At 70.9% G+C, this 12,782-nt stretch carries 10 protein-coding genes; 9 read left to right on the forward strand and 1 reads right to left on the reverse strand.

The features are described 5' to 3' along the window. The first annotated feature begins 5 nt into the window (after positions 1–5). The 9 genes from trpB (at position 6) to ACWC5C_RS02385 (ending at position 12,239) form a co-directional block, all read left to right on the forward strand. Positions 6–1,241: a tryptophan synthase subunit beta gene (gene trpB, locus ACWC5C_RS02345; protein WP_450872871.1), complete on the forward strand. Its 1,236-nt coding sequence runs from the start codon at positions 6–8 to the stop codon at positions 1,239–1,241. Continuing rightward, positions 1,241–2,056: a tryptophan synthase subunit alpha gene (trpA, locus tag ACWC5C_RS02350; RefSeq protein ID WP_450872873.1), complete on the forward strand. Its 816-nt coding sequence runs from the start codon at positions 1,241–1,243 to the stop codon at positions 2,054–2,056. Before trpB ends, trpA begins: the two co-directional genes overlap by 1 nt. Positions 2,057–2,112: 56 nt before the next feature. Next, positions 2,113–2,889 (forward strand): DsbA family protein, encoded by a 777-nt coding sequence (locus ACWC5C_RS02355; protein WP_450872874.1) that lies wholly within the window; start codon positions 2,113–2,115, stop codon positions 2,887–2,889. 71 nt (positions 2,890–2,960) lie between these two features. Continuing rightward, positions 2,961–3,926, forward strand: a complete 966-nt coding sequence (gene lgt, locus ACWC5C_RS02360; protein WP_450872875.1) for a prolipoprotein diacylglyceryl transferase — start codon at positions 2,961–2,963, stop codon at positions 3,924–3,926. Between the two features lie 186 nt (positions 3,927–4,112). Next, a complete protein-coding gene (locus ACWC5C_RS02365) occupies positions 4,113–4,844 on the forward strand; it encodes a VIT1/CCC1 transporter family protein (protein ID WP_450872876.1) in 732 nt (243 codons plus the stop codon). Between the two features lie 313 nt (positions 4,845–5,157). Beyond that, complete coding sequence (gene gltB, locus ACWC5C_RS02370) at positions 5,158–9,702, forward strand: glutamate synthase large subunit (protein WP_450872878.1); 4,545 nt, start codon at positions 5,158–5,160, stop codon at positions 9,700–9,702. Further along, positions 9,695–11,155 carry a glutamate synthase subunit beta gene (locus tag ACWC5C_RS02375; protein ID WP_450872880.1) on the forward strand — a complete coding sequence of 487 codons (1,461 nt, stop codon included), beginning with the start codon at positions 9,695–9,697 and terminating at the stop codon, positions 11,153–11,155. The genes gltB and ACWC5C_RS02375 overlap by 8 nt, the downstream gene beginning before the upstream one ends. A gap of 122 nt (positions 11,156–11,277) precedes the next feature. Further along, positions 11,278–11,718, forward strand: a complete 441-nt coding sequence (locus ACWC5C_RS02380; RefSeq protein WP_450872882.1) for a GntR family transcriptional regulator — start codon at positions 11,278–11,280, stop codon at positions 11,716–11,718. Next, entirely contained in the window at positions 11,649–12,239 is a 591-nt protein-coding gene (locus ACWC5C_RS02385; protein ID WP_450873247.1) for an ATP-binding cassette domain-containing protein, read from the forward strand. The genes ACWC5C_RS02380 and ACWC5C_RS02385 overlap by 70 nt, the downstream gene beginning before the upstream one ends. Before the next feature lie 4 nt (positions 12,240–12,243). On the opposite strand, the gene ACWC5C_RS02390 is transcribed toward ACWC5C_RS02385, so the two are convergent. Beyond that, on the reverse strand, positions 12,244–12,723 hold the full coding sequence (locus ACWC5C_RS02390; RefSeq protein ID WP_450872883.1) for a PPOX class F420-dependent oxidoreductase: 480 nt from the start codon (positions 12,721–12,723) through the stop codon (positions 12,244–12,246). Between the last annotated feature and the right edge of the window lie 59 nt (positions 12,724–12,782).

Consider the following 12,782-nt stretch of genomic DNA (forward strand, 5'->3'; position numbering starts at 1 on the left):
CTTTCATGTCCTCTGACTTCTTCATTCCCGACCCCGAGGGTCAGGTCCCCAGCATCGAGGGGTATTTCGGTGCGTTCGGCGGCAAGTTCATCCCCGAGGCGCTCGTCGCCGCGGTCGATGAGGTCGCCGCGGAGTACGCCAAGGCCAAGGACGATCCGGCCTTCGCGGCCGAGCTGGAAGATCTGCTGGTCAACTACACCGGGCGGCCCAGCGCCCTGACCGAGGTTCCGCGGTTCGCGGAGCACGCCGGGGGCGCGCGGATCTTCCTGAAGCGGGAGGACCTCAACCACACGGGGTCCCACAAGATCAACAACGTGCTCGGGCAGGCCCTGCTCACCAAGCGGATGGGCAAGACCCGGGTCATCGCCGAGACCGGCGCGGGCCAGCACGGCGTCGCCACGGCGACCGCGTGCGCGCTGTTCGGCCTTGAGTGCACGATCTACATGGGCGAGATCGACACCGAGCGGCAGGCGCTCAACGTGGCGCGGATGCGGATGCTGGGCGCCGAGGTCATCGCCGTGAAGTCGGGCAGCCGCACCTTGAAGGACGCCATCAACGAGGCGTTCCGCGACTGGGTCGCCAATGTGGACCGTACGCACTATCTGTTCGGCACCGTGGCCGGGCCGCATCCGTTCCCGGCGCTCGTACGGGACTTCCACCGGGTGATCGGCGTGGAGGCGCGGCGGCAGATCCTGGAGCGGACCGGGCGGCTGCCGGACGCGGTCGCGGCGTGCGTGGGCGGCGGGTCCAACGCGATCGGCCTGTTCCACGCGTTCCTGGGGGATCAGGATGTGCGGATCGTGGGGTTCGAGCCCGCCGGGCGCGGGGTGGAGTCCGGTGAGCACGCGGCCACGTTGAGCGAGGGGGAGCCCGGGATCCTGCACGGGTCACGCTCGTACGTGCTGCAGGACGACGAAGGCCAGATCACCGAGCCGTACTCGATCTCGGCCGGTCTCGACTACCCCGGGGTCGGGCCGGAGCACGCGTACCTCAAGGACACTGGGCGGGCCGAGTACCGGGCCGTCACGGACGACGAGGCGATGCGGGCGCTGCGGCTGCTGTCGCAGACCGAGGGGATCATCCCGGCGATCGAGAGCGCGCACGCGCTGGCCGGGGCGCTGGACCTCGGGCGGGAGCTGGGCACCGACGGATTGATCGTGGTGAATCTGTCCGGGCGCGGCGACAAGGACATGGACACGGCGGCTCGGTACTTCGGGCTCTACGACGAGGGAGCCAAGTGATGGCCGGAAATCTGGAGCTGCTGGGGTCCGTACTGGCCAAGGCCAAGGACGAGGGGCGCTCGGCGCTCGTCGGGTACCTGCCCGCCGGATTCCCGTCCGTGGACGGCGGCGTGGCCGCGATGACGGCCATGATCGAGGGCGGCTGTGACGTCGTCGAGGTCGGGCTGCCGCACAGCGACCCGGTGCTGGACGGGCCGGTGATCCAGACCGCGGACGACATCGCCCTGCGGGGCGGGGTCCGCATCCGCGATGTGATCCGGACGGTGGGGGAGGTGCACGCGGCGACGGGTGCGCCGATCCTGTGCATGACCTACTGGAACCCCGTCGACCGGTACGGCGTCGAGCGGTTCGCCGCGGAGCTGGCCGCGGCCGGGGGCGCCGGGTGCATCCTGCCGGACCTGCCGGTCGAGGAGTCCGAGGTGTGGCGGAAGGCCGCCGAGCAGCACGGGCTGGCCACGGTCTTCGTGGTCGCGCCGAGCAGCCGGGACGAGCGGCTGGCCAAGATCACGGCGGTCGGCAGCGGTTTCGTCTACGCCGCGTCGCTGATGGGCGTCACCGGAACGAGGGAATCGGTTGGACAGGAGGCGCGCGAGCTGGTCACGCGCACCCGTGCGACCACCGCGCTCCCGGTGTGCGTGGGGCTCGGGGTGTCGAACGCCGCGCAGGCGGCCGAGGTCGCCCAGTTCGCGGACGGGGTCATCGTCGGGTCGGCCTTCGTGAAGCGGCTGCTGGACGCCGAGACCCCGGAGGCCGGTCTGGAGGGCGTGCGCCAGCTCGCGGGTGAGCTGGCGGAGGGCGTGCGCGTCGCTCGTTAGAGGGAATACGGGGCGGAGGGGCTGAGCGGTGCCCCTCCGCCTCGTTAGGCGAGGGCGTGAGCCAGAAAAACCGTGAGGGAAAGCGCAGCGCCCGGGAGCGACTGCGGGAAGAGCGCGAGAAGGACAGGGCGCGCGGCAAGCGGAAGCGGACGCTGGGCATGGTCGGCGCGGTGGTCGCCGTTCTCGCGGTCGCCGGTGGTGTGGGCGTGTTCGCGACCAAGGCGAACCAGGACTCGGGCAAGTCGGGCAGCTCCGTCGAGCCGCCGCGCGGCGCGACGGGGAAGGGCGATCTGGTCATCCCGGCCGGTAAGCGCGGCGCCCCGGCCACACTGACCGTGTACGAGGACTTCCGCTGCCCCGGCTGCAAGCAGTTCGAGGACGTCTTCCACCGGACCGTGAACCAGCTGGAGGAGCGTGGCAGGCTGCGGGTCGAGTACCACCTCGTCGCCATCATCGACGGCAACCTGGGCGGCACCGGCTCGGTGCGCGCGGCGAACGCGGCCGCGTGCGCCCAGGACGCGGGGAAGTTCCGGGCGTACCACGACGTGCTGTTCCGCAACCAGCCGGTGGAGACCAAGGACGCGTACGCGAAGAACGCCAGGCTGATCGGGCTGGCCGACAAGGTCCCCGGGCTGAACACGGCGGCGTTCCGCACGTGCGTCGAGGACGGCCGTCACGACGGGTGGGTCAGGAAGACGCACGCCGACTTCAACCGCTCCGGTTTCACCTCGACCCCGACCGTGCTGCTCGACGGGAAGTCGATTTACGGTCCGGACACCCCGCTGTCGAACAACAAGCTGAAGCGTCTGGTCGCGGCGGCGGGGAGAGGCTGATACCCGTTATCCACACGTTGTGCCGGGCAGTTGCCGCATCCGCCGCCCGGCACGGTAGCGTCGACCCTGTCATGGAACTCGCTTACATTCCCAGCCCGTCGTCCGGCGTGATCTACCTCGGTCCGATCCCGCTCCGCGGCTACGCGTTCTGCATCATCATCGGCGTCTTCGCTGCCGTCTGGCTCGGTGGGCGGCGCTGGGTCGCCCGCGGCGGCCAGGTCGGCACCGTTGCCGACATCGCCGTGTGGGCGGTGCCCTTCGGCCTGGTGGGAGGGCGGCTCTACCACGTCATCACCGACTACCAGCTGTACTTCACGGACGGCCAGAACTGGGTCGACGCCTTCAAGATCTGGCAGGGCGGCCTGGGGATCTGGGGAGCCGTGGCGCTGGGCGCGCTGGGTGCCTGGATCGGCTGCCGCCGCCGGGGGATCCCGCTCCCGGCGTACGCGGACGCCATCGCCCCCGGGATCGCCCTGGCCCAGGCCATCGGCCGCTGGGGCAACTGGTTCAACCAGGAGCTGTACGGCAAGGCGACCACGCTGCCGTGGGGCCTGAAGATCGACGCCGACCCCGACACCGGGCGCGTGGCCGGTACGTACCACCCGACGTTCCTCTACGAGTCGCTGTGGTGCGTCGGTGTGGCGCTGCTGGTGATCTGGGCGGACCGCCGCTTCAAGCTGGGCCATGGCCGGGCGTTTGCCCTCTATGTGGCCTCGTACACCGTCGGCCGCTTCTGGATCGAGTACCTGCGGGTGGACGACGCCCACCACATCCTGGGCCTGCGGCTCAACGACTGGACGTCGATCGTGGTCTTCCTGGGCGCGGTGGCGTACCTGGTGATCTCCGCGAAGAAGGCTCCCGGCCGGGAAGAGGTCGTCGAGCCCCTGGCGGTGGAGGACGGCCCGGCGGCTGAGGCGGCCGAGGCCGCCGAGGACGCCGAGGACGAGGACGGCAGCGACGACGCCAGCGAGGGCGAGGACACGGCGAAGGCCGAGGCGAAGGCTTCGGCCGAGCCGGAGGCGACCAAGAAGCCCTGACGTATGTCCTGATGTGCGTGGGAGAGGCCGCCGGAACCATCGAGTTTCGGCGGCCTCTTCGCGTTTGTGCAGGTCAGAAGGGTAAGTTCGGCCTTCCTTGCTGGCGGGACAGGGGATCGCGTGGCTACCTTCGAGTCATTGGGGGCGGGCGACAGGTCCGCGCCCGCGAAGGGAGCACGTAGCTACATGTCCGTCATCGACACCATCGCCTCACCGCACATCGCGCACCGCGACAACCACACCCACCGCGATGTGAACGGCGGCTGGCTGCGCCCGGCCGTCTTCGGGGCCATGGACGGGCTGGTCTCCAACCTGGCGCTGATGTCCGGCGTCGCGGGCGGGGCCGTGGACCGGCAGACCATCGTGATCACCGGGCTGGCGGGGCTCGCCGCCGGTGCGTTCTCGATGGCGGCCGGTGAGTACACCTCCGTCGCCTCCCAGCGCGAGCTGGTCGAGGCCGAGCTGGAGGTCGAGCGGCGTGAGCTGCGCAAGCATCCGGCGGACGAGATGGCGGAGCTGGCGGCGCTGTACGAGTCGCGCGGCGTGAAGCCGAAGCTGGCCCGCGAGGTGGCCGCGCAGCTGTCGAAGGACCCGGAACAGGCGCTGGAGATACACGCCCGCGAGGAGCTGGGCATCGACCCGGACGATCTGCCGTCGCCGCTGGTCGCCGCGGTGTCGTCGTTCGGCTCGTTCGCGCTCGGCGCGCTGCTGCCGGTGCTGCCGTATCTGCTGGGCGCGGTGGCGCTGTGGCCCGCGGTGCTGCTGGCGCTGCTCGGGCTGTTCGCCTGCGGTGCGGTGGTGGCCCGGGTGACCGCTCAGCCCTGGTGGTTCAGCGGGCTGCGGCAGCTGGCGCTGGGCGGGGCTGCGGCGGGTGTGACCTACGCCCTGGGCGCCCTCTTCGGTACGGCCGTAGGCTGACCTCTCCTACGCCTCTCCGCCGCCCTCCATACGAGTAACCGCATAACTACGCTGTTACTCGGCGGTTTCGATCGCTTAACCGGCGGGCATAAAGCCGTAGCGCTCGGGCAGTGTGGCCCGTCTCGCGCCGGGGCGACGGAGGTCGCTAAGTCCCTCATCGCCCGACTCACCCCGTGCAGGGGTGTCCGCATGGTGAAACGGAATATCCACTTCCCGAGAACCGGCCCATCATGTAACCTGCACGAAATTCTCGCGGAGGGCCAACGTCGTCCCTCGGCACACGCAAAATGCCATGACGACGACGGGAGAGCCGATGCGTTCCGCATCCCACCCCGCCCGCCAGGGGATGTACGACCCGCGCAATGAGCACGACGCCTGTGGCGTCGGTTTCGTGGCGACCCTCACCGGCGAGGCCAGCCACCAGCTCGTTGAGCAGGCTCTCACCGTGCTACGGAACCTGGAGCACCGAGGCGCCACCGGTTCGGAGCCCGACTCGGGCGACGGCGCGGGCATCCTCGTACAGGTCCCGGACGCCTTCCTGCGGGACGTGACCGACTTCGATCTTCCCGAGGCCGGGTCGTATGCGGTGGGTATCGCGTTCCTCCCCGAGGAAGGGGACGACGCGGCCGCGGAGCACATCGAGCGGATCGCCGCCGAGGAAGAGCTGACCGTCCTCGGCTGGCGCGAGGTGCCGGTCGCGCCCCAGCTGCTGGGCAACGGCGCGCGCACCACCATGCCCGCCTTCCGCCAGCTCTTCGTCGCGGACGGGAGCAGCAGCGGGCTGGCGCTGGACCGCAAGGCGTTCGCGCTGCGCAAGCGCGCCGAGCGCGAGGCGGACGTGTACTTCCCGTCCCTCTCTTCGCGCACCGTGGTGTACAAGGGCATGCTGACCACCGGTCAGCTGGAGCCGTTCTTCCCGGATCTGTCCGACCGCCGTTTCGCCACGGCGATCGCGCTGGTCCACTCCCGGTTCTCCACGAACACCTTCCCGAGCTGGCCGCTGGCCCACCCGTACCGCTTCGTCGCCCACAACGGTGAGATCAACACCGTCCAGGGTAACCGGAACTGGATGCGGGCACGCGAATCCCAGCTGGTCAGCGACCTCTTCGGGGACAAGGGCCTGGACCGGATCTTCCCGCTCTGCACCCCGGACGCCTCCGACTCCGCGACCTTCGACGAGGTCCTGGAGCTGCTGCACCTCGGCGGCCGCTCGCTGCCGCACTCGGTGCTGATGATGGTCCCCGAGGCGTGGGAGAACCACCCCTCGATGGACGCGTCCCGGCGCGCCTTCTACCAGTACCACTCCACGATGATGGAGCCCTGGGACGGCCCGGCCTGTGTCACCTTCACCGACGGCACCCAGGTCGGCGCCGTGCTGGACCGCAACGGTCTGCGCCCGGGGCGCTACTGGGTCACCGACGACGGGCTGGTCGTGCTGTCCTCCGAGGTCGGTGTCCTGGACATCGACCCGGCCAAGGTGGTCCGCAAGGGCCGTCTCCAGCCGGGCCGGATGTTCCTGGTGGACACCGCCGAGCACCGGATCATCGAGGACGACGAGATCAAGGCCGAGCTGGCCGCCGAGCAGCCGTACGGCGAGTGGCTGGAGGCCGGGCTGATCGACCTGGCCGACCTGCCCGAGCGCGAGCACATCGTGCACACCCACGCCTCGGTCACCCGCCGCCAGCAGACCTTCGGCTACACCGAGGAGGAGCTGCGGGTCCTGCTCGCGCCGATGGCCAAGGCCGGTGCCGAGCCGATCGGCTCGATGGGCACCGACTCGCCGATCGCCGCGCTCTCCGACCGGCCGCGGCTGCTGTTCGACTACTTCACCCAGCTGTTCGCGCAGGTCACCAACCCGCCGCTGGACGCGATCCGCGAGGAGCTGGTCACCTCGCTGATCTCCTCGCTGGGCCCGCAGGGCAATCTGCTGGAGCCGACCGCGGCCTCCTGTCGCAGCGTCACCCTGCCCTTCCCGGTGATCGACAACGATGAGCTGGCCAAGCTCATCCACATCAACGCCGACGGCGACATGCCGGGGCTCCAGGCCGCCAACCTGTCCGGTCTCTACCGGGTCAGCGGCGGCGGCGACGCGCTCGCCGCGCGGCTGGCCGAGATCTGCGCCGAGGCCGACGCCGCCATCGAGGACGGCGCCCACCTGATCGTGCTCTCCGACCGGCACTCGGACGCCGAGCACGCGCCGATCCCCTCGCTGCTGCTCACCTCCGCCGTCCACCACCACCTCATCCGCACCAAGCAGCGCACCCAGGTGGGGCTGCTGGTCGAGGCGGGCGATGTGCGCGAGGTGCACCATGTCGCGCTGCTGATCGGCTACGGCGCCGCGGCCGTCAACCCGTACCTGGCGATGGAGTCGGTCGAGGACCTGGTCCGGGCCGGTACGTTCCTCCCCGGGATGGAGGCCGAGACCGCGATCAAGAACCTGATCAAGGCGCTCGGCAAGGGCGTCCTGAAGGTGATGTCCAAGATGGGCATCTCCACCGTGGCCTCCTACCGCGGTGCCCAGGTCTTCGAGGCCGTCGGTCTGGACGAGTCCTTCGTGGAGACCTACTTCCACGGCACCACCACCAAGATCGGCGGCGCGGGCCTGGACATCGTCGCCAAGGAGGTCGCCGCCCGGCACGCCAAGGCGTACCCGGCCAGCGGCATCCCGTCCGCGCACCGCGCGCTGGACATCGGCGGCGAGTACCAGTGGCGCCGCGAGGGCGAGCCGCACCTGTTCGACCCGGAGACGGTCTTCCGGCTCCAGCACTCCACCCGCGCGCGCCGCTACGACATCTTCAAGAAGTACACCGAGCGGGTGAACGAGCAGTCCGAGCGGCTGATGACGCTGCGCGGCCTGTTCAACTTCAAGGACGGCGAGCGGTCCTCGATCCCGATCGAGGAGGTCGAGCCGGTCAGCGAGATCGTCAAGCGGTTCTCGACCGGCGCCATGTCGTACGGCTCCATCTCGCAGGAGGCGCACGAGACCCTGGCCATCGCCATGAACCAGCTGGGCGGCAAGTCCAACACCGGTGAGGGCGGTGAGGACTCCGACCGGCTGCACGACCCGGCGCGGCGCTCCTCCATCAAGCAGGTCGCCTCCGGCCGCTTCGGCGTGACCAGCGAATACCTGGTCAACTCCGATGACATCCAGATCAAGATGGCGCAGGGCGCCAAGCCCGGCGAGGGCGGCCAGCTGCCCGGCCACAAGGTGTACCCGTGGGTGGCCAAGACCCGGCACTCGACGCCCGGCGTCGGCCTGATCTCCCCGCCGCCGCACCACGACATCTACTCCATCGAAGACCTCGCCCAGCTGATCCACGACCTGAAGAACGCCAACCCCAAGGCGCGCATTCACGTCAAGCTGGTCTCCGAGGTCGGCGTCGGCACCGTCGCCGCGGGCGTCTCCAAGGCGCACGCCGACGTGGTGCTGATCTCCGGCCACGACGGCGGCACCGGCGCCTCGCCGCTCACCTCGCTCAAGCACGCGGGCGGCCCCTGGGAGCTGGGTCTCGCCGAGACCCAGCAGACGCTGCTGCTCAACGGATTGCGCGACCGCATCGTCGTGCAGACCGACGGCCAGCTGAAGACCGGCCGCGACGTGGTGATCGCCGCGCTGCTCGGCGCCGAGGAGTTCGGCTTCGCGACCGCGCCGCTGGTCGTCTCCGGCTGCGTGATGATGCGCGTCTGCCACCTGGACACCTGCCCGGTCGGCATCGCCACCCAGAACCCGGTGCTGCGCGAGCGCTACAGCGGCCAGGCCGAGTTCGTGGTCAACTTCTTCCAGTTCATCGCCGAGGAGGTCCGCGAACTCCTCGCCGAGCTGGGCTTCCGCACGCTGGACGAGGCCATCGGCCACGCCGAGCTGCTGGACACCAGCCAGGCCGTGCAGCACTGGAAGGCCCGCGGCCTGGACCTCGGCCCGCTGCTGTACGTCCCCGAGCTGCCGGAAGGCGCCGTCCGCCACCAGGTGGTCGAGCAGGACCACGGTCTGGCGAAGGCCCTGGACAACGAGCTGATCAAGCTCGCGGCGGACGCGCTGAACGCGGAGTCCGCCGAGGCCGCCCAGCCGGTCCGGGCCCAGGTCGCGATCCGTAACATCAACCGGACCGTCGGCACCATGCTCGGCCACGAGGTGACCCGGAAGTTCGGCGGCGCGGGCCTGCCGGACGACACGATCGACATCACCTTCACCGGCTCGGCCGGTCAGTCCTTCGGCGCCTTCTCGCCCCGCGGCGTCACGCTGCGGCTGGAGGGCGACGCCAACGACTACGTCGGCAAGGGCCTGTCCGGCGGCCGCGTCATCGTCCGCCCGGACCGGGGCGCCGACCACCTCGCCGAGTACTCGACCATCGCGGGCAACACCCTCGCGTACGGTGCGACCGGCGGCGAGATGTATCTGCGCGGCAAGGTCGGCGAGCGGTTCTGCGTCCGCAACTCGGGCGCGACCGTGGTCTCCGAGGGCGTGGGCGACCACGGCTGCGAGTACATGACCGGCGGCCAGGCCATCGTCCTCGGCCCGACCGGGCGCAACTTCGCGGCCGGGATGTCCGGTGGCATCGCGTACGTCATCGACCTCGACCGGGACAACGTCAACGGCGCTCTCCTCGACGCCGTCGGTGAGCTGGACGACACCGACAAGCAGGCGCTGCACGACGCCGTGCGCCGCCACCAGGAGGAGACCGGTTCCACCGTCGCGGCCGCGCTGCTCGCCGACTGGGACTGCGCGCTCGCCCGCTTCAGCAAGATCATCCCCGCTACGTACCAGGCCGTGCTCGCCGCCAAGGACGCCGCCGAGCGAGCCGGACTCTCCGAGTCCGCGACCCACGAGAAGATGATGGAGGCGGCGACCAATGGCTGACCCCAAGGGCTTCCTGACCACCGACCGTGAGGTGGCCAAGACCCGTCCGGTGGACGAGCGGGTCAAGGACTGGAACGAGGTCTACGTCCCCGGCTCCCTGCTGCCGATCATCAGCAAGCAGGCCAGCCGGTGCATGGACTGCGGCATCCCGTTCTGCCACAACGGCTGTCCGCTCGGGAACCTCATCCCCGAGTGGAACGACTACGCCTACCGCGAGGACTGGCGCGAGGCCAGCGAGCGGCTGCACGCGACCAACAACTTCCCGGAGTTCACCGGGCGGCTGTGCCCCGCCCCGTGCGAGTCCGCGTGTGTCCTCGGCATCAACCAGCCCGCGGTGACCATCAAGAACGTCGAGGTCACCATCATCGACAAGGCGTGGGACTCGGGTGACGTCACCCCGCAGCCGCCCGAGCGGCTCAGCGGCAAGACCGTCGCCGTCATCGGCTCGGGCCCGGCCGGGCTCGCCGCCGCCCAGCAGCTGACCCGCGCCGGACACACGGTCGCCGTCTACGAGCGGGCCGACCGCATCGGCGGGCTGCTGCGCTACGGCATCCCCGAGTTCAAGATGGAGAAGCGCCACATCAACCGCCGCATCGAGCAGATGCGCGCGGAGGGAACCAAGTTCCGCACCGAGACCGAGATCGGGCGCGACATCGACGCCGCCAAGCTGCGCAAGCGGTACGACGCGGTCGTCATCGCGGCCGGTGCCACCACCTCCCGCGACCTGCCCGCCCCGGGCCGCGAGCTGAACGGCATCCACTACGCGATGGAGTACCTGCCGCTCGCCAACAAGGTGCAGGAGGGCGACCTCACCACGCCCCCCATCACGGCCGAGGGCAAGCACGTCGTCGTGATCGGCGGCGGTGACACCGGCGCCGACTGCGTCGGCACCGCCCACCGGCAGGGCGCCGCCTCCGTCACCCAGCTGGAGATCATGCCCAAGCCGGGCGAGGAGCGCGCGTCGGGCCAGCCCTGGCCCACCTTCCCGATGCTCTACAAGGTCACCTCGGCGCACGAGGAGGGCGGCGAGCGGGTCTACTCCGTCTCCACCACCCACTTCGAGGGCGACGAGGACGGCAACGTCCAGTGGCTGCACCTGATCGAGGTGGAGTTCAAGGACGGCAAGCTGGAGCAGAAGCCGGGCACCGAGCGGAAGATCCCGGCCCAGCTGGTCACCCTGGCCATGGGCTTCACCGGCACCGACCGGGAGAACGGCCTGGTCGAGCAGTTCGGCCTGGAGCTGGACGAGCGCGGCAACGTCGCGCGCGACGCCGACTTCGCCACCAACGTGGACGGCGTCTTCGTCGCCGGTGACGCGGGTCGCGGCCAGTCGCTGATCGTCTGGGCCATCGCCGAGGGCCGCTCCGCGGCGCGCGGCGTGGACCGCTACCTGGCCGGGGCCAGCGCCCTGCCCGCCCCGATCCGCCCCACGGACCGGGCGCTCATGGTCTGACGCTCACGGTCCGATACCCCTAGAGCTCCGCCCGTACAACGGCGTACGGACCGGCCGCGCGGCGCCTTCCCCCACCCGACCGGGGGAGGGCGCCGCGTGGCGTTCGTGCCGTGTGCCACCGGTTGATATTCCCGGTTGACTTTCGCCCGGGATCGCTGCGGCTCGGCCTGCTGGAGCCCGGCGACCGGCTGCCCACCGCCAGGGAGGTCGTCGCGGCCACCGCCATCAATCCCAACACCGTCCTGAAGGCCTACCGCGAGCTGGAGCGCGAAGGGCTGGTCGAGCCGCGACCGGGCCTCGGCACCTTCGTACGCCGCTCGCTGGCCCGGCCGGGAGCCGCCGCCGACTCGCCGCTCCACGGCGAGCTGGCCGCCTGGGCGGACCGGGCCCGCGCCGCCGGACTCGACCGCGAGGACGTGGCCGCGCTCGTCACCTCGGTGCTCGACGAGCGGTTCGGCGACGGCACGCCGCCTTCCGGCTGCCCGCCGGGCGTATCTGCGCCCTCGTCGGGCCCAACGGCTCCGGCAAGAGCACCCTGTTATCCCTCGCCGCCGACCTGCTGACGCCCACCACCGGCACCCTCCGGATCTTCGGCCACGCACCCTCGACGCCCGTCTCCGGCGGCCAGCGCACCTGCGTCGCCCTGGCCCTCGCCCTCGGCAAACGGGCCGGACTGCTGCTCCTCGACGAGCCCATGTCCGACCAGGACCCGCTGGCCGCCGCCCGCGCCGTACGGGAGCTGACCCGGCCCGGCGACGGGGTGCTGTTCCTGCCCGTCCGCCGCCGCGAGCCGATCATGTCCAGCCCGGCGGACTTCCGGGGGTTACGGGAACTCGCCCTGGCCCGGCACGCCGCCCCCTCGGGCACCCCGCACGGCATCGAGCTGCCCGCACCGCCCATCCGTGCCCGGATGCTGGCGGCCGGGCGGATCGTCACGGTGAACGACCCGCCCGGGCAGCCGCTGGACGACATCCCGCGGGAGCGGGTGAAGCGCGAGGTGCTGGCGCGGTACTTCCACCGATGCGCCGTCAGGGACGTCCCCGGGATGCGGATCGTGCTCTACGGGCGCCCCGGGCGCTGCTGACCGCTCAGCCCTCCGGGGAGTCCTCCACCAGCCGGGCGGGGAAGCCGCCGGTGGCGATCGGGCCCCAGCGCTCGGGCGTGACCCGGATCAGCGACTTGCCCTGCTTGCGCATGGCCGAGCGGTACTCGTCCCAGTCCGGGTGCTCACCGGCGATGTTGCGGTAGTACTCGACGAGCGGTTCGACCGAGTCGGGGGTGTCGATCACCTCGGCGGTGCCGTCGATCTGGACCCACGCGCCGTTCCACTCGTCGGACAGCACGATCAGGCTGACGGCCGCCTCGCGCTTGGCGTTGCGGACCTTGGCGCGCTCGGGGTAGGTGGACATGACGATACGGCCCGAATCGTCGACGCCGCAGGTCAGCGGGGAGGCCTGCGGGGAGCCGTCGGTCCGGCGGGTCATCAGGATGGCGCGGTGGCGCGGGCGGACGAACTCCAGCAGCTCGTCCAGGGCGACGCGGGTGTTGGTGGCGATGGAGGGGCTCATGCACGCGAGGGTACGACGTGGAGTGCGCTCGAACGCGGCCCCCTCCCGCCGAGGTCCCG

Source organism: Streptomyces sp. NPDC001700, from assembly GCF_053596435.1.

Coding starts and splice junctions, on each gene's coding strand:
- trpB (WP_450872871.1), top strand. CDS start 6: ATGTCCTCTGACTTCTTCATTCCCGACCCCGAGGGTCAGGTCCCCAGC.
- trpA (WP_450872873.1), top strand. CDS start 1,241: ATGGCCGGAAATCTGGAGCTGCTGGGGTCCGTACTGGCCAAGGCCAAG.
- lgt (WP_450872875.1), top strand. CDS start 2,961: ATGGAACTCGCTTACATTCCCAGCCCGTCGTCCGGCGTGATCTACCTC.
- ACWC5C_RS02365 (WP_450872876.1), top strand. CDS start 4,113: ATGTCCGTCATCGACACCATCGCCTCACCGCACATCGCGCACCGCGAC.
- gltB (WP_450872878.1), top strand. CDS start 5,158: ATGCGTTCCGCATCCCACCCCGCCCGCCAGGGGATGTACGACCCGCGC.
- ACWC5C_RS02375 (WP_450872880.1), top strand. CDS start 9,695: ATGGCTGACCCCAAGGGCTTCCTGACCACCGACCGTGAGGTGGCCAAG.
- ACWC5C_RS02390 (WP_450872883.1), bottom strand. CDS start 12,723: ATGAGCCCCTCCATCGCCACCAACACCCGCGTCGCCCTGGACGAGCTG.